The sequence below is a fragment of the Herbaspirillum sp. SJZ099 genome, assembly GCF_007828355.1.
Taxonomy (GTDB): Bacteria; Pseudomonadota; Gammaproteobacteria; order Burkholderiales; family Burkholderiaceae_D; genus Herbaspirillum.
Genome location: NZ_VIUO01000006.1, coordinates 159651 through 178196, shown reverse-complemented (window position 1 = coordinate 178196; position 18546 = coordinate 159651). Strand labels below are relative to the sequence as shown.

Genomic DNA, 18546 nt, shown 5'->3' with positions numbered 1-18546 from the left:
CAGCGATTCATAGCGGAGAGTGAACCAGCTTCAAGTCATCGCCAGCCTGGCCGAACGTGATGTGTTGCGTTATACGCCGGCCGGCATCCCGATTGTGACTGCCAGGTTGCAGCACCAGTCGGAGCAGATGGAAGCGGGGATCAAGCGCTTGGTGGAGTTCGACATCGCGGCCATGGCCGCCGGGGAAATCTCCGGTCGACTCAATAAGGCAGCGCTGGGAGCCATGTTCCAATTCACCGGCTTTCTGGCCCGCAGGAATCGCAACAGCAAGAGCGTCGTGTTTCACATCGTTGATTTTGATCCCGTCGGTTGATCCGACACAGACATTACCCAATTTAGATACAGGAGCCAAACCATGGCATTCGGTAAAAAGTTCGATAAAAGCAAACTGAAAAACAAGCGCCAACAGCAAAACCCGCTGTTCAAGCGCAAGAAATTCTGCCGTTTCACCGCCGCTGGCGTTGAACAGGTCGATTACAAGGACGTGGACACCCTGAAGGACTTCGTTCAGGAAAACGGCAAGATCATGCCGGCACGCCTGACCGGCACCAAGGCCCACTACCAGCGTCAGGTGGATACCGCGATCAAGCGTGCCCGCTACCTGGCCCTGCTGCCGTACACCGATCTGCACAACGCGTAATCGCCGCCGAGAAATAGGAGAAAAACATGCAAGTCATTCTGTTGGAAAAAATCGTTAATCTCGGTGGTCTGGGCGATGTCGTGCGCGTCAAGGACGGTTTCGCGCGCAACTTCCTGATCCCGCAACGCAAGGCCCGCCGCGCTACCGATGCAGCCATCGCTGAATTCGAAGCCAAGCGCGCCGACCTGGAAAAGGCCGCCGCTGAAAAGCTGGCAGCAGCCCAAGCCCAAGGCGAAAAGCTCAACGGTGCCACCATCGAAATCTCGCAAAAGGCGGGCGTCGATGGCCGTCTGTTCGGTTCGGTCACCAACTTCGACATCGCCGAAGCGCTGGGCAAGCAAGGCTTCGCCGTCGAAAAGGCGCAGGTTCGCCTGCCTAACGGTCCGTTGAAGATCGTTGGCGAGCACCCGGTTGCAGTTGCCCTGCACACCGACGTGGTGGTCGATGTGACCATCAACGTGAAGGGCGAGCAAGCGTAAGCATTGCATTCGCTGCAATTCAATTTGCAATAAGAAAGCCGGGTTCGCCTGGCTTTTTTATTGCCGCCCGGCATCAGGGCGCAAGCGTTGCCGGCCTTATCCCGAGGCCGGAGCGGTCCAGCCCGGGAAACGGAAATGACCGCGCAAGATATGGGCTGCGATTTGCCTCCAGCCTGAAACGGCCAACTCCCATAGCAGGTTATAATGCGCGCCATGAAAGAATCATCCCGCGCCAAGAAAGACTCCTTTCCATCGTTCCGCGGCCCCAGAGATTCCTCTGATCCCGAGGTCGATTCGCTACGCGTGCCGCCGCATTCGATCGAGTCCGAACAATCGGTGCTCGGCGGTTTGCTGCTGGACAACGCGGCGTGGGACCGTATCGCCGATTTCGTCAGCGCTGACGATTTCTATCGTTACGACCACCGCATCATCTTCGAACATATCGTCAAGCTGATCAACAGCACCAAGCCGGCTGACGTCATTACCGTCTACGAAGCCTTGTCGACCAGCGGCAAGGCAGAAGAAGTGGGCGGCCTGGTCTACCTCAATGCGCTGGCGCAGAACACGCCGTCGGCAGCCAATATCCGCCGCTACGCCGAGATCGTGCGCGACCGCGGCATCCTGCGCAAACTCATCACGGTGGCCGACGAGATTTCCGGCAATGCCTTCAATCCGCAGGGCAAGGACGTCAAGCAGATGCTGGACGAGGCCGAATCCAAGATTTTCGCCATCGCTGAAGAAGGTTCGCGCGGCTCGCAGGGTTTCATGGAAATCCAGCCCTTGCTGACGCAAGTGGTCGAGCGCATCGATGAACTGTACAACCGCGACAATTCCAGCGACATCACCGGGGTGCCGACCGGCTTCATCGACCTCGACAAGATGACCTCCGGCCTGCAGCCGGGCGACCTGATCATCGTCGCGGGACGTCCTTCGATGGGCAAGACGGCATTTTCTATCAACATCGGCGAAAACGTTGCCATCGACAGCGGCCTGCCGGTGGCGGTGTTCTCGATGGAAATGGGCGGCGCCCAGCTGGCCATGCGTATGCTGGGCTCGGTCGGCCGCCTGGACCAGCACCGCCTGCGTACCGGCCGTCTGCTGGACGAGGACTGGCCCCGCCTGACGCACGCCATCCAGAAGATGAACGATGCCCAGTTCTACATCGACGAAACGCCGGCCCTGAGCCCGATCGAATTGCGCGCGCGTTCGCGTCGCCTGGCGCGCCAGTGCGGCAAGCTGGGCCTGATCATCATCGACTACCTGCAACTGATGTCCGGCAATGGCGGCAGCTCCTCGGAGAACCGCGCATCGGAAATCTCGGAAATCTCGCGTAGCCTGAAGGGCCTGGCCAAGGAACTCAATTGCCCGGTGATCGCGCTGTCGCAGCTGAACCGTTCGCTGGAGCAACGCCCCAACAAGCGCCCCGTGATGTCCGACTTGCGCGAATCCGGCGCCATCGAGCAGGATGCCGACGTGATTTTGTTCATTTACCGGGATGAGGTTTACAATCCGGACTCGCCCGACAAGGGGACGGCGGAAATCATCATCGGCAAGCAGCGTAACGGGCCCATCGGCAGTATCCGCCTGTCATTCCTGGGCATGTATACCAAGTACGACAATTACATCGGTAATCTGGCCCAGCCTTACGGCGGCGATTGATGGACCATTTTTCGGCCGCGCGCAATGCCTGTGGCCATGAGGGAACCACGAGCGGCTTTTTTGCCGCTCGTGTCGTGTAAGTAAGGCGCGGAGCCGGTCGGTTCGGCGCGCAAGACGGGCAGGGCGGTTTTTCGCAAGCAATGGGAGCGGAGTCCCGTATCGCCGGTCCGAAACAGCGCTTCATGCAAGCGCGAATCATTGACGAGAGAGTGAAACATGTTTGGACGATTGATGCCGACTGAAGGCAAATTCTTTGACCTTTTCAATCAGCATGCCGAATTGGGGGTCAAGGGGGCAAAGGAAATGGTCGCGCTGATGACCAATTTCGATGACCTCGAAATTCGCGTGCACGCGATTGAAACCGTCGAGAAGCAAGCCGACAAGGTGACCCACACCACCATCGACCTGCTGCACAAAACCTTCATCACCCCGCTCGACCGCGACGACATCCACCAACTGATCACCCGCATGGACGACATCCTCGACCTGCTCGAGGATGCGGCCCAGACCATCTCCCTGTACGACATCAAGTCCATCACGCCCGAAGCCAAGCGCCTGGCGGAGCTGTGCCTGGCCTGTGCGGAGAAGGTGCAGGCCGCCGTGGCCCTGCTGCACAACATGGACAATTCGCGCCAGATCCTGGCGATCTGCCAGGAAATCGACCGTCTCGAATCCGATGCCGACCATGTGATGCGCGCGGCCATGTCCAAGCTGTTCCGCGACGAGCCCGACGTGCGTACGCTGATCAAGCTCAAGGCCATCTACGAGATCCTGGAAACCGTCACCGACCGCTGCGAAGACGTGGCCAACATCATTGAAGGCATCATCGTCGAAAACGCCTGACGCCAAGTTGCCCGGCAGTTGCGGCAACCGCCGCCTGCCAGTGTGACCTGGCCACGGCTGCGGGTCGGCCTCAAATAACGGTTTATCCATGCATACAGTTCAAATCAGCTTACATATCCTCGCATTCCTGATCGTCTTGGCCTTGCTGTTCGATTTCATGAACGGTTTCCACGATGCGGCCAATGCCATCGCCACCGTGGTGTCCACCGGTGTGCTGCGTCCGCAGACGGCGGTGGCCATGGCGGCGTTCTTCAACCTGGCCGCCGTCTTCGTGTTTCACCAGCTGCATGTGGCGGCCTCGGTGGGCAAGGGCACGATCGAGCCGGCCGTGGTCGACCATTACGTGGTCTTCGGCGCGCTGATCGGCGCCATTTTCTGGAACCTGGTCACCTGGTACTACGGCATCCCATCGTCGTCCTCGCATGCGCTGATCGGAGGCCTGGTCGGTTCGGCCGTGGCCAAGGCCGGCACCGGCGCGCTGATCTCCTCGGGCCTGCTCAAGACGATCCTGTTCATCGTGCTCTCGCCTTTGCTGGGCTTGCTGTTCGGTTCGATCATGATGCTCATGGTGTCATGGATCTTCTTCCGCTCCACGCCGCGCAAGATCGATGGCTGGTTCCGCCGCCTGCAGCTGTTGTCTGCCTCGATGTACAGCCTGGGCCACGGCGGCAATGATGCGCAAAAGACCATCGGCATCATCTGGATGCTGCTCATCGCGGCAGGCTATTCCAGCGCCGGCGCCGAAGCGCCGCCGATGTGGGTGATCATTTCCTGCTATTGCGCGATCAGCCTGGGCACGCTGTTCGGCGGCTGGCGCATCGTCAAGACCATGGGTCAGAAGATCACCAAGCTGAAGCCGGTGGGCGGCTTCTGCGCTGAAACCGGCGGCGCGATCACGCTGTTCATCGCCACCGCGCTTGGCATTCCCGTTTCGACCACCCATACCATCACCGGCGCCATCGTCGGCGTCGGCGCATCGCAGAAGATGTCGGCGGTGCGCTGGGGCGTGGCCGGCAATATCGTCTGGGCATGGATTTTCACGATCCCCGCCTCGGCGTTCGTCGCCGCGATCGCATGGTGGGTCGGCGTGCGCATCCTCTGATTCCGCACATGTCTTGATTCCGGCGATGCCAACAAAAAAACCACCTTGCGGTGGTTTTTTTGTTGGAGCCGATCGCGCTTACATCATAGCGCGCTTACATCACAGCACATCGCTGGCATGATCCGCCAGGCGCGAGCGTTCGCCGCGCGCCAGGGTCACATGGCCGCTGTGCGACCAGCCCTTGAAGCGGTCGACCACATAGGTCAGGCCGCTGGAGCCTTCGGTCAGGTAGGGCGTATCGATCTGCGCGATGTTGCCCAGGCAGATGATCTTGGTGCCGGGGCCGGCCCGGGTGACCAGCGTCTTCATTTGCTTGGGCGTGAGGTTCTGCGCTTCGTCGATGATCAGGAACTTGTTGACGAAGGTGCGGCCGCGCATGAAGTTGAGCGACTTGATCTTGATGCGCGAGCGGATCAGGTCCTGGGTCGCGGCGCGGCCCCATTCGCCGGCATCGCCATCGGACTTGTTGAGCACCTCGAGGTTGTCGTCGAAGGCGCCCATCCATGGCCCCATCTTCTCTTCTTCCGTGCCCGGCAGGAAACCGATATCTTCCCCCACCGGCACCGTCACGCGGGTGACGATGATCTCGTTATAGAGCTTGGTTTCCAGCACCTGCGCCAGGCCTGCCGCCAGCGCCAGCAGGGTCTTGCCGGTGCCGGCCTGGCCCAGCAGCGTGACGAAATCGCACTCGGGGTTCATCAGCAGGTTCAGCGCGAAGTTCTGCTCGCGGTTGCGCGCGGTGATGCCCCACACGCTGTTCTTGGCGTGGCCGTAGTCGCGCAGGGTCTGCAGCACGGCGGTCTTGCCGTTGATCTGCGTGACCTGGCCGTAGAAGGCCGGTTCGCCGTTCTTGGGCTCGATGAACACGAACTGGTTGACCAGCAGCGACGGCACATAAGGGCCGGTCACGCGATAGTAGGTGAGGCTGCTGCCGTGCTTGCTTTCCTGCCAGGACTCCATGCCCTTGGCGTGCTTGGTCCAGAAGTCGTCCGGCAGTTGCTGGATGCCCGAGTACAGCAGGTCGGTGTCTTCCAGCACATGGTCGTTGAAATAGTCTTCGGCGGGCAGGCCGATGGCGCGCGCCTTGAGGCGCATGTTGATGTCCTTGGACACCAGCACCACCGGGCGCTCCGGATATTGCTGGTCCAGCGCGCGCACCACGCCCAGGATCTGGTTGTCGGCCTTGCCTTCGGGCAGGCCTTCCGGCAGCGCGGCATTTTGCAGCTTGGTCTGGAAGAACAAGCGGCCCTTGGCGTCCTTGTTGCCCAGCTTGGCCAGCGGGATGCCGAGGTCGATCGCATCCTCGGCGATGTCGGACACCAGCGCATCCAGCGAGCGCGAGATCTGGCGCGCGTTGCGGGCGACTTCCGACATGCCTTTCTTATGGTTGTCCAGCTCTTCCAGCGTGATCATCGGCAGGTAGATGTCATGCTCTTCGAAGCGGAACAGCGAGGTCGGGTCGTGCATCAGCACGTTGGTGTCGAGCACGAACAGTTTGGACACGCCCAGCTTGTCGGCCGTGCGGCTGGTGGGGGATTTGGCGCGCGATTCCAGGTTCCTGGGGGCGCTCTTCGGCTTTTCCGCGACCGGAGCCTTGCCGCCGATGCGCGCGCGCGGTTCTGCAATCTTTGCTTCAGGGGCGACGAGTGCTGCAACAGCTGGTTTTGGGGCGGGTGCTTCGACGAGAGTGATGTTCGGTTTGACAGGTTTATTGCGATCAGCCTTGGGGTAGTCCTCGGGAGACAACAACGCAGCTGGCTTGCTCGGCATTTTGGGCAGGGGCATCAGAACCTCGGTAGTAAATGAAGAAAACACCGCTTTGTCAGAGCGAACAGGTATTGCGGTACGGCTAACAGCGAAGGGAACATCGACTGAGCAATGGCACCGCAGGATCTAATGAAGCCCTTCTGATGGCCCGCCATGCCGAAAAACGGCATCGTGGCATGGGCAAAACCATGGGGCAGGAGGGCTTGATTAGCGTCAGCGGCGATTTGAAAAGTAAAAAAGCCGTTTCGGCAGGCCTTCGGCCTAAACCAGAAACGGCTTTCAAAAAACGTTTTTCTATTTGAATTCAATGACTTGTATCGATTGACCGCATATTCGTCGAACGCGGCAGCATCGCTTGCCAGGCGACCCTGACACGGCCTGCAAACATCGTTCGGGCAGATTCTCACTGCACGGTTCCGGTAGTGCCGGCAGATGGCGCTACAAGATTTCCGATGGTTGTTCAGGCAATGGTTTTGATGAAGGCCAGCACTTCATCCACGTGGGCTGGAACCTTGACTCCACGCCATTCTTTCACCACTTTGCCCGATCCGTCAATCACAAACGTGCTGCGTTCGACGCCGCGAACTTGCTTGCCATACATATTTTTCATCTTCATGACATCGAACATGGCGCACAGCGTTTCGTCAGGATCAGAGATCAGCTCAAAGGGCATCTCCAGCTTGGCTTTGAAATTCTCGTGCGATTTCAGGCTGTCGCGGCTGATGCCGAAGATGTCGGTGTTGTGCTGCTGGAATTGCGGATGCAGGTCCCTGAATTGCATCCCCTCGGTGGTGCAGCCGGGGGTGTTGTCCTTCGGGTAAAAGTACAGCACCAGGTTGCGGCCCTTGTAGTCGGCAAGGTTGAAGTCCTTGCCGCCGGTCATGCTGGCCGAGAATTCCGGCACGGTCTTGTTCAGGATGGTTGGTCTGTCGGTCAAAATGGCGCCCCGTATATCGGTTGTCGTTGGTGTGGTCGGTTATTGCGTATGCCTGCAATTCTGGAAGTGGTGGCGAGCCTGCAAACCGGCTCCTACATCGCCTGTACGATCATGTCGCCCGAGCGGCCCGGCAATTCGCCCCAGCTGATCGGCAGGATGGGCAGTACATCGTTTTTCACGCTCTGGTAATAATCGCCCATGGAAACCAGTTCATAGCCTTGCGTACGCCAGCCTGCCAGCAATTGCTCGAAAATGGGGGCGAGTTTCTGGCCTTCAAGTTCGGCATGCAAGGTGAAGACGTGGTCGCGCGGTTGCCGGGTCAATTCGAGCAGGAGCTCGGCGGCATTGCCGGCATCGATCAGCTTGCCGCGGATGGTGCGGCCCAGGATTTCATCCAGCGTCGGCAGCGTGGTCGGCAATTGCACGCAGGACAGCGGGCGGCCGAAGGCCGACAGGCGGTGCGGCCCGGCATCCGGATCGGCCAGCCGGCCGTCTTCGTGCAACTGCGAGCGGCCGTCGGAGGAGTAGGCGATGCCGAACTGGTCGAGCTGCACGAAGGCATGGTCGTTCATCTGCCAGCCGGCCGCGCCGTGGGTGACCGGCGCGCGCCCGAAGATATCGTGGTAGCGGCCGTAGGATTGCTGCATGGTTTCCTGCGTCCATTGCGCATCGGCGGTGCGGACGTTGTCTTGCCAGACGCGGTGGTCCCAGGTGTGGATGCCGCACTCAAAGCCGGCGTCGTAGGCTTCGCGCATGAAGTCGGCGCAGGTCTTGCCGATATCCGGCGCCGGCAGCAGCGTGCCGTACATCAGCGTCTTGAGGCCATAGTGCTCGACTACCGAGGTGCGCGATACCTTGCTGAAGAAGCCCGGGCGGAAGATCTGCTTCAGGGCCCAGCCGGTATGGTCGGGACCGAGCGAGAACAGGAAGGTGGCGCCGGCGCCGTGTCGGCGCAACTGGGCGATGAGGTTGGGAACGCCCACGCGGGTGCCGCGGTAGGTATCGGCGTCGATCTTGAGTGTAAGTTTGGGCAATGTCGGCGAATCGGAAAGGTGACAGGGAATACGAGCAACCCGGGAATTGCTGCAATGCGGCTCAGATAGGGAGACTAGCACCGCATGCCGCACAGAACAATACACAGACGGCAAATGCCGTGGCGAAAAAAGAAAACCGCGCCGTAGCGCGGTTTCCTGGCAAGGCGGATATTTGCGGATCAGTCGACCAGCGCACGCGCTTCGGCCACCTGGCTGCGATAGGCGTCGAAGATGTTGCGCAGGGTGTCGGCCATGGTGGTCTGCGGCTTCCAGTTCAGTTCGTCGCAGGTATTGGTGATCTTGGGCACGCGGTTCTGCACGTCCTGGTAGCCCTTGCCATAGTAGGCTGCCGAGGTCGTTTCGACCAGCTTCACCTGCTTGGCGGTCTCGGCGTACTCGGGGTATTCGGCGGCCAGTTTCAGCATCATGTCGGCCAGTTCCTTGATCGAGTAGTTGTTGACCGGATTGCCGATGTTGTAGATCTTGCCCGAGGCCACGCCGCCTTCGTTGGCGATGATCTTCATCAGCGCGTCGATGCCGTCGTCGATATAGGTGAAGGCGCGCTTCTGCTGGCCGCCGTCGACCAGCGAGATGTTCTCGCCGCGCACGATGTGGCCGAAGAACTGGGTCACCACGCGCGAGCTGCCTTCCTTCGGGGTATGGATCGAATCCAGGCCGGCGCCGATCCAGTTGAACGGGCGGAACAGCGTGAAGTTGAGGTTGTCTTCCATCCCGTAGCCCCAGATCACGCGGTCCATCAGCTGCTTGGCGCAGGAGTAGATCCAGCGCGGCTTGTTGATCGGGCCGCAGATCAGTTCGGACTCTTCCGGATCGAATTCCTCGTCATGGCACATGCCATAGACTTCCGAGGTCGACGGGAACACCAGGTGCTTGCCGTACTTGGCGGCCGAACGCACGATCGGCAGGTTGGCTTCGAAGTCCAGCTCGAACACGCGCAGCGGCTTGTTGACGTAGGTCGACGGCGTGGCGATGGCTACCAACGGCAGGATCACGTCGCACTTCTTGACGTGGTACTCGACCCATTCCTTGTTGATGGTGATGTCGCCTTCGAAGAAGTGCATGCGCGACTTGTAGGCCTCGTTTTCCAGAATGTCGGTGATGCGGTCGGTCATCATGTCCATGCCGTAGACATGCCAATCCGTGGTTTCCAGGATGCGCTTGGACAGGTGGTGGCCGATAAAGCCGTTGACGCCGAGAATGAGGACTTTTTTCATAATGAGAGCAGTGTGAATGGCCGGACTTCAGGAGGCCATGTATTTCAGGTAATTGTTGAGCGACGCATCCCGGTCATTGATCTGGATGCCCAGGATCTGGAGGAAGTTGCCGTCGCCGCAGCGTGCGTACAGTTTGCCTCCTTCAAAGAACTTGTCTTGCATGCCATGCGCCTTCTGCAGGGCCGGATGGGCCGATGGCGGAACCAGCCGGGTTTTGGTGACCGTAATTTTATCACCCGCGATTTCTTCGAAGGCGCCGGGATAGGGCGGGGCCACCGCACGCACCAGGTTATGCACCTCGCGCGCGGTGCTGCGCCAGTGGATGCGGCCGTCTTCCGGCTTGCGGCCGCCGAAGTAGCTGCCCTTGGTCAGGTCGTTGGGCAGGCGCGGGGTATGGCCCGACAGCATTGCCGGCAGCACTCCCCACAGGGTTTGTTCGGCCGCCACGACGACCTTGCCGAAGACCTCGTAGGCCGTGTCTTCCGGCAGGATCGGCACGGCGGTCTGGGCCACGATGGCGCCGGCGTCGGGCTTGACCGTCATCTCGTGCAGGGTGGCGCCGGTTTCGGTCTCGCCATGCAGCACCGCCCAGTTGATCGGCACGCGGCCGCGGTACTTGGGCAGCAGCGAGCCGTGCATGTTGTAGGCGCCGTGCCTGGCCGCGGCCAGCAGCTCCACCGGCAGCATGTGGCGATAGTAGAAGCTGAAGATGAAGTCCGGTTGCGCCGCCTGCACCTGGGCCAGCAATTGGGGCGATTTCGCGTCGGCCGGCGTGATGAACGGGATGCCGTTGTCGCGGCATACGCCGGCCACCGAACCGAACCAGATGTTCTCGGTCGCGCTGTCCTCGTGCGTGACCACCAGCGACACCTGCACGCCGCGTGCGAGCAGCACCTTCAGGCAACGCACGCCCACGTCATGGTAAGCGAATACGACGGCATTCATGATGTCTGCTTGTCCTCGTCGGAGGATTGTTCAAGGATGGCCTGCACCACATAGCGCGGTCGCGCGCGCACCTGCATGTAGATGCGGCCGATGTATTCGCCCAGCAGGCCGATGGAAAACAGGATCACGCCCATCAGGAAGAAGGTGATCGCAAACAGGGTGAACACGCCGCCCACTTCCGCCCCGATCAAGAAGCGCCGCACCACGATCAGGATGAACAGCGCCGCCGAGGCGAACGACAGGAAGATGCCCAGCAGCGAGAAGAACTGCAGCGGCACCAGCGAGAAGCCGGTGACCAGGTCGAAGTTCAGGCGGATCAGGCTGTAGAACGAATACTTGGATTCGCCGGCCGAGCGCTCTTCGTGCTCGACCGTGATTTCGGTCGGCTTGCGGGCGAAGGTGTAGGCCAGCGCTGGCACGAAGGTGTTGACTTCGCGGCATTGGTTGACCAGGTCGATCACGTTGCGGCCGTAGGCGCGCAGCATGTTGCCCTGGTCGGTCATCTTGATGCGGGTGATTTTCTCGCGCAGGCGGTTCATGGCCTTGGAGGCGATGGTGCGCCAGGCCGAATCCTGGCGTTTGCGGCGGATCGAGCCGACGTAGTCGTAGCCTTCGCGCATCTTGGCGACCAGGTTGCCGATTTCCTCGGGCGGGTTCTGCAGGTCGGCATCCAGCGTCACCACGATATCGCCGCGGGTGGCTTCAAAGCCGGCCATGATGGCCATGTGCTGGCCGTAGTTGCCATTGAACAGCACCACGCGGGTGACGTCGGGACGGATGCGGTACTGCTCGGCCAGGATGCCGGCCGAGCGGTCGCGGCTGCCATCGTTGACGAAGATGACTTCATAGCTGTAGCCCAAGGCGTCCAACGCCGGGTAGAGGCGTTCGAACAGCTTGGCGAGGCCGGATTCCTCGTTGTAAACCGGGATGACGACGGACAGTTCTGGTTTCATCAATGGCGGGTACTGGAATATGTCAAAGGCCCGAAGCCGCAGCGACCGTCAGGCGTCGCGGCATTCAGGCCCGCTTGGAGCTGAAATTGCAAGTGGTGCGGAATTTAAACGGAAAATTGCCGCAAAATCAACGCAAGACCGATTTTACCGTTTCGACTGCGCGCTCCACGTCATCTTTACTCATTGCATTGAACATCGGCAAGGAAACGATGCGCCGGCCCACGCGCTCGGCCACCGGGAACATGCCTTCCTTGAAACCGCGCTCGCGGTACAGCTGCAGCAGGTGGATGGCCGGGTAGTGGTAGCCGATGCCGACTTGCTTTTCCATCATCTTTTCCATGAAGGCGGCGCGCGTGATGCGCTCGGGCAGCACCAGCTGGAACATGTGCCAGTTGGAGTTCTCGAAGTCGGCCACCGGCAGCTGGGCGCCGTACTCGGCTTCGAAACGGTCGCCGAAGGCGGCGAAGTAATGCCTGGCCAGCGCCTTGCGGTGGGCGGTGATGGCATCGATATGGGCGAACTGGCCCAGGCCGATGGCGGCGGCCACATCGGTCATGTTGAACTTGCCGCCCAGCACATCCACTTCCAGGCCGTCGAAGCCGCTGCGGGTCACGCCCTGCAGGCGGTACTTCTCGGCCAGCCTGGCTTCGTCGGCGTTGTTGAGCACGAGGAAACCGCCTTCGGAGCTGGTGATGTTCTTGTTGGCCTGCAGGCTGAACGAGACGAAGTCGCCGAAGGCGCCGATGCGTTTACCGTTCCAGGTCGAACCCAGCGCCTGGGCGGCGTCTTCCACCACGCGCAGATTGTGTTTCCGGGCGATCGCGTACAGGCGATCCATGTCCACCGGCAGGCCCGACAGGTAGACCGGGATCACGGCCTTGGTGCGCGGGGTAATGGCGGCTTCCAGCTGGTCCAGGTCGATGTTGCGGGTGACCGGGTCGATGTCGGCGAACACCGGCGTGGCGCCGGTTTCGATGATCACGTTGGCGGTCGCCACCCACGAGATCGGGGTGGTGATGACTTCATCGCCCGGACCCACGCCGGCGATGCGCAGCGCGATTTCCATCGTGCAGGTGCCGGAGTTGAAGGTGCGCACGATGCGTCCGCCCAGGTACTCGGACAGCGCCTTCTCGAAGGCCTGCACCTTGGGGCCGCTGGTGATCCAGCCGGAGCGCAGCACGTCGGCGACGGCGGCGATGGTGGGTTCGTCGATGGTGGGTTTGGCGAACGGCAGGAAAGGCAGGCTCATGAGTGTGTTTCTCGGTCAGGCTATAACGTAGAACGTAGATGGATGCCAGGCGCAGGGCAGCGCGCTATTGTAAATCAGCTTCTAGTCAGCAAAACCACGCCGATGATGATCACCCCGATAGCCAGCAGGCGCTGGGCGGACACCGCTTCCCCGAGGAAATACCAGGCGCCGACGGCATTGATGATATAGCCCAGCGACAGCATCGGGTAGGCGATGGTCACGTCCACGCGCGACAGGCCGATGATCCACACCACCACCGAAATCACATAGCAGGTCAGGCCGCCGATGATCGGCAATTGCGTGGCAAGCTTGATACCCGTGGCAAACCAGTTCTCCGCGCTCAGGTGGATCGCGCCCACGGCGTTGGTGCCTGCCTTGAGCAGCAATTGCGCCACGGCGTTGAGGCAGATGCCGGCGAAGATGAAACCGAACGTGGCCAGGTTCATGGCGCCGCTTTCTTGCCGTCGCCGGTCATGGCCGCGTCCGGGGCCGGATCATTGGCCACGATCACGCGGCGCGGATCCTGGCCGATCAGGCGCATCGGCAGCTTGCGTTCCTGCAACTGCTTGTAGAGGGTGGGATCGACGATGGCGATGTCCTTCTTGCCGGCCGCATGGTCGGCCACCCATTGGGCGACGAAGGCGTCCACGGTGGGCAGCCACAACTGCGGTTCCTGCTTCAGGCCGAATGCCATTTCGTCGGCGTGCTGCACCAAGGTCATCGTGCGGCGCAGGTAGAAAGGCAGCGCCTGCTCATAGCGGCCCACCAGGTAAATCGGGGTTTCGGGCTTCAATTCCGCCTGCAGCACGGGAACATAGTCGACGCCGGCGGAGTAGCGGCCCTGCGGATCGTGCCCCAGCATCAGCACCTGGCCGGCGAGGAAAGAGGTGGCGGCCAGCGCGGTCACCGCCACATCCTTGTGCTGGCGAGCCAGGCGGATGGCGGCGATGCCGCCGATGAAAAACAGCAGTGTGGCGGCATAGATATACGGCACATGCGCCTCGACCAGCGGACGCGAGAAGGCGTCCTTGGCCAGCGACGGGACGCGTGGAATGAATGCCAGCCCAACCGCGCACGGCACCGCCACCAGCGAGCCGGCTAGGGCCAGCGCCTTGTAGTCGGCCTTCTCCAGGTAACAGGCGATCAGCAGCGCCAGGGCCGGGAAGATCGGCAGGATGTAGGAGGGCAGCTTCGAGTCCGAGATGCTGAAGAAGACGAAGATGAAGACGGCCCAGATCAGCAGCAGTTTCTTCGGCTGGAAGCGTCCGCCGTTGAGGCTGTTGTAGGCGGCGGTGTCGCGCTGTTCGCGCATGCCTTGCCACAGCCCCTGGAAGAACACGCCCAGCCACGGGACGATGCCCAGCAGCAGGATGGGAATGAAGTAGTACCACGGGCCGGTGCGGCTGTGGATCTTGGAGGTGAAGCGCTGGAAGTGCTCGTGGATGAAGAAGAACTGCGGGAATTCCGGGTTCTTCAGCGACACGGCCACGAACCACGGCGTGGTAATGGCGAAGAACAGGAGCAGGCCCTTGAGCAGGTGCAGCCGCTTCCAGATCGCCCAGTCGCGCGAGAACAGCGTGTACAGCACCAGCACCGCGCCAGGCAGCACGACGCCGATCAGTCCCTTGGACAGCACCGCCAGCGCCATCCCGGCCCAGCACAGCAGCATCCAGTTGCGCTGGCTTTCACGCGAGGCGTCGTTGCGCTGGGCCATGAGCAGCGCGCACAGCGCGATGGTCATCATGCCCGACAGGCCCATGTCCAGCGTGTTGATATGGCCCATGCCGGCCCAGAAGAAACTCGACGCCAGCACCAGCGCGGCATAGAAGCCGACGCGGCCGTTGAACACGCGAACGCCGGTGTAGGCTGCCAGGCCGATGCCGAGCAGGCCGCACAGGCCGGTCCACAGGCGCGCCTGCCATTCACCCAGGCCGAACAGCTCGAAGGTGAGGGCATTCATCCAGGTTTGCAGCGGCGGCTTTTCGAAATACTTGATGCCGTTCAGGCGGGTGGTGATCCAGTCCTGGGTGGCGACCATTTCGCGCGCCATTTCCGCATAGCGGCCCTCATCGGTGGGCACCAGGGTGCGGGCGCCCAGCATCCAGAACCACACCAGCAAAAACAGGATAAGCAGCGTCCAGACGAACGCTTTCGATTTGTACAGTTCGCGCATTGACGGCGGTTCCTTGTGCGTGTCTTGGGTTTTTTGTCGCGGCAGGCCGAAGCCGTTCAGCTCTTGGGAGGGATGATCAGCGCCAGCGCCACCTTGCGGCCTTCGGCCATCAGGATATTGTAGGTGCGGCAGGCAGCCTGGTTGTCCATGCACTCGACGCCAATGCGGCGCGCGGTCAGGGCGGCGATCAGCTTGGGATGGATAAAGCGCTGGCGCTCGCCGGTGCCGAGGATGACCACGTCGGGCTGGGTGGCGTCGATCTGGGCGAAGTCGGCCACGGTAAGCGCCTCGAAGCTTGCCACGGGCCACGGAGCCGGTTCGGTTTCGGGCAGCACGACCAGGCTGTGGGTGAAGCGGATGGCATTGAGCTCGACGCCGTCTTCATCGTAAGCGGTGACAGTCTGGTATTGCTTGGTTTCGGTTGAATGAAGCTTCATCGCAAGATGGGCTGGAAGGCGTGCGGATCATCGGCCGGCGGGGGCGCCGGGATGTCATTCCGACATGCGTTGCAGCAATCTGGTCGTAAAGTGCTGCATTGTAGCCGTTTCCTTATCCGGCGCACGCCTATTTGATTGATAAAATGAACAGCTTTGGGCAAAATGGCCGGTTCCCGGCCGCTGGGCGATGGGCGCGCGCAAGCGTGTTTTGCGTCGCTTTCATTGCGTTGCGCTGCGCGCATGCGCGCCAAGCGAAGCCGCCGCGCGAGTTGCCGCAAGGAACCGGAGATAAACCAAGGGATGCGCCGTGATGGAGAGGCAGGAACCTGAAAGGTTCCTTGCCCGCCCGGCGCCAAGAGAAACGGACCAGCCCCGCATGCCGCGGCGCCCCCGCTTCAGAACAAGTAGAGGAATGGCTGTGCGACCGATTCAGAAATCCAAGAAACTGGCAGATGTTTGTTACGACATTCGTGGTCCCGTGCTGGAAAAAGCGCGTCAGATGGAGGAAGAGGGCCACAAGATCATCAAGCTCAACATCGGCAACCTGGCCGCCTTTGGCTTCGACGCCCCGGACGAGATCGTCCAGGACATGATCCGCAACATGGGCAACGCCTCCGGCTATACCGATTCCAAGGGCCTGTTCGCGCCGCGCAAGTCGGTCATGCACTACACCCAGCAAAAGAAGATCGAGGGCGTGACCATCGATGACATCTACCTGGGCAACGGCGCTTCCGAGCTGATCGTCATGAGCGTGAACGCCTTGCTCAACACCGGCGACGAAGTGCTGGTGCCGTCGCCCGACTATCCGCTGTGGACCGCCGCGGTGAGTCTCTCGGGCGGCACCCCGGTGCATTACGTGTGCGACGAGCAGCAAGGCTGGCAGCCCGACATCGCCGACATCAAGAAGAAGATCACGCCCAACACCCGTGCGATCGTGGTCATCAACCCCAACAACCCGACCGGCGCGCTGTACTCGGTCGAGGTGCTGAAGGAAATCATCGAGCTGGCGCGCCAGCACCAGCTGATCATCCTGGCCGACGAGATCTACGACAAGGTGCTCTACGACGGCAATACCCATACCTCGCTGGCTTCGCTGGCCGACGACGTGCTGTTCATCACCTTCAACGGCCTGTCCAAGAACTACCGCTCGTGCGGCTATCGTGCCGGCTGGATGGTGGTCTCGGGCGAGAAGAAGCATGCCAGGGACTATATCGAAGGCCTCAACATGCTGGCCTCGATGCGCCTGTGCGCCAACGCGCCGGGACAGTTTGCGATCCAGACCGCGCTGGGCGGCTACCAGAGCATCAACGACCTGGTCGGCCCGAACGGCCGCCTGACCAAGCAGCGCGACCTGGCGCACAAGCTGCTGACCGACATCCCGGGCGTGAGCTGCGTCAAGCCGAAGTCGGCGTTGTACATGTTCCCGCGCCTGGATCCGGAAATCTATCCGATCAAGGATGACCAGGAGTTCGCCTACGAACTGCTGGCCGAAGAGAAGGTGCTGATCGTGCAGGGCACCGGCTTCAACTGCCCGACGCCGGACCACTTCCGCGTGGTGTTCCTGCCCAATACCGACGACCTGACCGAATCCATGGGCCGCATCGCCCATTTCCTGGAAGGTTATCGCCGTCGGCACGGCACCGCCTGAACTGTCGGCAACGCATCCGGCATCACCGCGCGGCAACGTGGCAAGGCCGCGCAGCGATTACCGTTTTACTTGCAGTACCCGTCCTGTTCCGTGAGCAGGGCGGCAATTTTTCACCAACCACGAAGACAATATGAAATCCATCAAAGTAGGTTTGCTCGGCATCGGCACCGTGGGTTCCGGTACTTTCAATGTTCTCAAGCGCAACCAGGAAGAGATTGCGGGCCGCGCCGGCCGAGGCATTGAAATTACCATGGTGGCCGATCTCAACACCGAGCGCGCCACCGAACTGACCAATGGAGAAGTCAAGGTTGTCAACGACGCCAACCTGGTGGTGAACGACCCTGACATCGACATCGTCATCGAGCTGATCGGCGGCTACGGCATCGCCAAGGATCTGGTCTTGAAGGCCATCGCCAACGGCAAGCACGTGGTCACTGCCAACAAGGCGCTGATCGCCACGCACGGCAACGAGATCTTCAAGGCGGCGCAGGAAAAGGGCGTGATGGTCGCATTCGAAGCGGCGGTCGCCGGCGGCATCCCCATCATCAAGGCGCTGCGCGAAGGCCTGACCGCCAACCGCATCCAGTGGATCGCCGGCATCATCAACGGCACCACCAACTTCATCCTCTCCGAGATGCGCGACAAGGGCCTGGACTTCGACGTGGTGCTCAAGGAAGCGCAGCGCCTGGGCTATGCCGAAGCCGATCCGACCTTCGACATCGAAGGCGTGGACGCCGCCCACAAGCTGACCATCATGGCCTCGATCGCCTTCGGCATCCCGGTGCAATTCGACAAAGCCCACGTGGAAGGCATCACCAAACTGCAGGCCAGCGACATCACCTACGCCGAGCAACTGGGCTACCGCATCAAGCTGCTGGGCATCACGCGCCAGACCGAGAAGGGCATCGAACTGCGCGTGCACCCGACGCTGATCCCGGCGCAGCGACTGATCGCCAATGTCGAAGGCGCGATGAATGCGGTGGTAGTACGCGGCGACGCCGTCGGCGAGACCCTGTACTACGGCAAGGGCGCCGGCTCCGAGCCGACCGCCTCGGCCGTGATCGCCGACCTGGTCGACATCACCCGCCTGGCCACCGCCGATCCGGAGCACCGCGTGCCGTACCTGGCGTTCCAGCCCGGCGCCATGGCCGATACGCCGGTGCTGCCGATGGCCGAGGTCACCACCAGCTATTACCTGCGCATGCGCGTGGCCGACAAGCCGGGCGTGCTGGCCGACGTTACCCGCATCCTGGCGGATTCGTCGATCTCGATCGATGCCATGCTGCAGAAGGAGCCTGCCGAAGGCGAGCAGCAGACCGACATCATCATGCTGACCCACCAGACCCAGGAAAAGAACATCGAGGCGGCCATCGCCAAGATCGAAGCGCTGCAGACGGTGGTCGGCAAGGTTACCAAGATCCGCCTGGAAGAGTTGAACTGAACGG

The 18546-nt window shown here is 61.3% G+C and carries 19 protein-coding genes; 9 read left to right on the top strand and 10 right to left on the bottom strand.

The features are described from left to right. Positions 1–19: 19 nt before the first annotated feature. The 6 genes from priB to FB597_RS14530 all read left to right on the top strand — a co-directional run bounded on the left by priB (position 20) and on the right by FB597_RS14530 (position 4723). Complete coding sequence (priB, locus tag FB597_RS14555) at positions 20–313, top strand: primosomal replication protein N (RefSeq protein WP_141915678.1); 294 nt, start codon at positions 20–22, stop codon at positions 311–313. Between the two features lie 42 nt (positions 314–355). Beyond that, positions 356–640, top strand: coding sequence for a 30S ribosomal protein S18 (rpsR, locus tag FB597_RS14550; RefSeq protein WP_006462643.1), 285 nt, complete (start codon positions 356–358; stop codon positions 638–640). Between the two features lie 26 nt (positions 641–666). Continuing rightward, positions 667–1119 (top strand): 50S ribosomal protein L9, encoded by a 453-nt coding sequence (rplI, locus tag FB597_RS14545; RefSeq protein ID WP_141915674.1) that lies wholly within the window; start codon positions 667–669, stop codon positions 1117–1119. Between the two features lie 204 nt (positions 1120–1323). Beyond that, positions 1324–2778 carry a replicative DNA helicase gene (locus tag FB597_RS14540; protein WP_141915671.1) on the top strand — a complete coding sequence of 485 codons (1455 nt, stop codon included), beginning with the start codon at positions 1324–1326 and terminating at the stop codon, positions 2776–2778. Between the two features lie 216 nt (positions 2779–2994). After that, positions 2995–3621, top strand: coding sequence for a DUF47 domain-containing protein (locus FB597_RS14535; RefSeq protein ID WP_141915668.1), 627 nt, complete (start codon positions 2995–2997; stop codon positions 3619–3621). Between the two features lie 88 nt (positions 3622–3709). After that, complete coding sequence (locus tag FB597_RS14530; protein ID WP_141915665.1) at positions 3710–4723, top strand: inorganic phosphate transporter; 1014 nt, start codon at positions 3710–3712, stop codon at positions 4721–4723. Positions 4724–4822: 99 nt separating this feature from the next. Here the strand turns inward: FB597_RS14530 and FB597_RS14525 are convergent, their stop codons facing one another. Then, entirely contained in the window at positions 4823–6508 is a 1686-nt protein-coding gene (locus FB597_RS14525) for a PhoH family protein (RefSeq protein WP_183405854.1), read from the bottom strand. Between the two features lie 125 nt (positions 6509–6633). On the opposite strand from FB597_RS14525, the gene FB597_RS20305 reads away from it, so the two are divergent. Continuing rightward, positions 6634–6792 (top strand): hypothetical protein, encoded by a 159-nt coding sequence (locus FB597_RS20305; RefSeq protein ID WP_183405855.1) that lies wholly within the window; start codon positions 6634–6636, stop codon positions 6790–6792. Positions 6793–6950: 158 nt separating this feature from the next. Here the strand turns inward: FB597_RS20305 and FB597_RS14520 are convergent, their stop codons facing one another. The 9 genes from FB597_RS14520 to FB597_RS14480 form a co-directional block, all read right to left on the bottom strand. Beyond that, on the bottom strand, positions 6951–7427 hold the full coding sequence (locus tag FB597_RS14520) for a peroxiredoxin (RefSeq protein WP_141915662.1): 477 nt from the start codon (positions 7425–7427) through the stop codon (positions 6951–6953). A 92-nt stretch (positions 7428–7519) separates the two neighbouring features. Next, positions 7520–8461, bottom strand: coding sequence for a polysaccharide deacetylase family protein (locus FB597_RS14515; protein WP_144769923.1), 942 nt, complete (start codon positions 8459–8461; stop codon positions 7520–7522). Between the two features lie 179 nt (positions 8462–8640). Continuing rightward, positions 8641–9696, bottom strand: a complete 1056-nt coding sequence (locus tag FB597_RS14510; RefSeq protein ID WP_141915658.1) for a bifunctional UDP-4-keto-pentose/UDP-xylose synthase — start codon at positions 9694–9696, stop codon at positions 8641–8643. 27 nt (positions 9697–9723) lie between these two features. Next, positions 9724–10641 (bottom strand): formyltransferase, encoded by a 918-nt coding sequence (locus tag FB597_RS14505; RefSeq protein WP_144769922.1) that lies wholly within the window; start codon positions 10639–10641, stop codon positions 9724–9726. Continuing rightward, positions 10638–11594, bottom strand: coding sequence for a glycosyltransferase (locus tag FB597_RS14500; protein WP_141915652.1), 957 nt, complete (start codon positions 11592–11594; stop codon positions 10638–10640). Before FB597_RS14500 ends, FB597_RS14505 begins: the two co-directional genes overlap by 4 nt. A gap of 127 nt (positions 11595–11721) precedes the next feature. Beyond that, positions 11722–12843, bottom strand: coding sequence for a DegT/DnrJ/EryC1/StrS aminotransferase family protein (locus FB597_RS14495; RefSeq protein ID WP_141915650.1), 1122 nt, complete (start codon positions 12841–12843; stop codon positions 11722–11724). A gap of 74 nt (positions 12844–12917) precedes the next feature. After that, on the bottom strand, positions 12918–13289 hold the full coding sequence (locus FB597_RS14490; RefSeq protein WP_141915647.1) for an EamA family transporter: 372 nt from the start codon (positions 13287–13289) through the stop codon (positions 12918–12920). After that, complete coding sequence (locus tag FB597_RS14485; RefSeq protein WP_144769921.1) at positions 13286–15016, bottom strand: glycosyltransferase family 39 protein; 1731 nt, start codon at positions 15014–15016, stop codon at positions 13286–13288. Before FB597_RS14485 ends, FB597_RS14490 begins: the two co-directional genes overlap by 4 nt. Positions 15017–15072: 56 nt before the next feature. After that, positions 15073–15453 (bottom strand): Mth938-like domain-containing protein, encoded by a 381-nt coding sequence (locus FB597_RS14480; RefSeq protein ID WP_141915642.1) that lies wholly within the window; start codon positions 15451–15453, stop codon positions 15073–15075. A gap of 418 nt (positions 15454–15871) precedes the next feature. Between FB597_RS14480 and FB597_RS14475 the strand changes: the two genes are divergently transcribed. Together FB597_RS14475 and FB597_RS14470 are read left to right on the top strand one after the other, a co-directional pair. Next, positions 15872–17101 (top strand): pyridoxal phosphate-dependent aminotransferase, encoded by a 1230-nt coding sequence (locus FB597_RS14475; protein WP_141915639.1) that lies wholly within the window; start codon positions 15872–15874, stop codon positions 17099–17101. Positions 17102–17231: 130 nt separating this feature from the next. Continuing rightward, entirely contained in the window at positions 17232–18542 is a 1311-nt protein-coding gene (locus FB597_RS14470; RefSeq protein ID WP_141915636.1) for a homoserine dehydrogenase, read from the top strand. Positions 18543–18546: the final 4 nt, after the last annotated feature.

What these genes read in the sequence shown, in the direction of transcription:
- rpsR (WP_006462643.1), top strand. Translation starts at nt 356, where the DNA reads ATGGCATTCGGTAAAAAGTTCGATAAAAGCAAACTGAAAAACAAGCGC.
- rplI (WP_141915674.1), top strand. Translation starts at nt 667, where the DNA reads ATGCAAGTCATTCTGTTGGAAAAAATCGTTAATCTCGGTGGTCTGGGC.
- FB597_RS14540 (WP_141915671.1), top strand. Translation starts at nt 1,324, where the DNA reads ATGCGCGCCATGAAAGAATCATCCCGCGCCAAGAAAGACTCCTTTCCA.
- FB597_RS14535 (WP_141915668.1), top strand. Translation starts at nt 2,995, where the DNA reads ATGTTTGGACGATTGATGCCGACTGAAGGCAAATTCTTTGACCTTTTC.
- FB597_RS14530 (WP_141915665.1), top strand. Translation starts at nt 3,710, where the DNA reads ATGCATACAGTTCAAATCAGCTTACATATCCTCGCATTCCTGATCGTC.
- FB597_RS14525 (WP_183405854.1), bottom strand. Translation starts at nt 6,508, where the DNA reads ATGCCCCTGCCCAAAATGCCGAGCAAGCCAGCTGCGTTGTTGTCTCCC.
- FB597_RS20305 (WP_183405855.1), top strand. Translation starts at nt 6,634, where the DNA reads ATGGCCCGCCATGCCGAAAAACGGCATCGTGGCATGGGCAAAACCATG.
- FB597_RS14510 (WP_141915658.1), bottom strand. Translation starts at nt 9,696, where the DNA reads ATGAAAAAAGTCCTCATTCTCGGCGTCAACGGCTTTATCGGCCACCAC.
- FB597_RS14505 (WP_144769922.1), bottom strand. Translation starts at nt 10,641, where the DNA reads ATGAATGCCGTCGTATTCGCTTACCATGACGTGGGCGTGCGTTGCCTG.
- FB597_RS14500 (WP_141915652.1), bottom strand. Translation starts at nt 11,594, where the DNA reads ATGAAACCAGAACTGTCCGTCGTCATCCCGGTTTACAACGAGGAATCC.
- FB597_RS14495 (WP_141915650.1), bottom strand. Translation starts at nt 12,843, where the DNA reads ATGAGCCTGCCTTTCCTGCCGTTCGCCAAACCCACCATCGACGAACCC.
- FB597_RS14490 (WP_141915647.1), bottom strand. Translation starts at nt 13,289, where the DNA reads ATGAACCTGGCCACGTTCGGTTTCATCTTCGCCGGCATCTGCCTCAAC.
- FB597_RS14485 (WP_144769921.1), bottom strand. Translation starts at nt 15,016, where the DNA reads ATGCGCGAACTGTACAAATCGAAAGCGTTCGTCTGGACGCTGCTTATC.
- FB597_RS14480 (WP_141915642.1), bottom strand. Translation starts at nt 15,453, where the DNA reads ATGAAGCTTCATTCAACCGAAACCAAGCAATACCAGACTGTCACCGCT.
- FB597_RS14470 (WP_141915636.1), top strand. Translation starts at nt 17,232, where the DNA reads ATGAAATCCATCAAAGTAGGTTTGCTCGGCATCGGCACCGTGGGTTCC.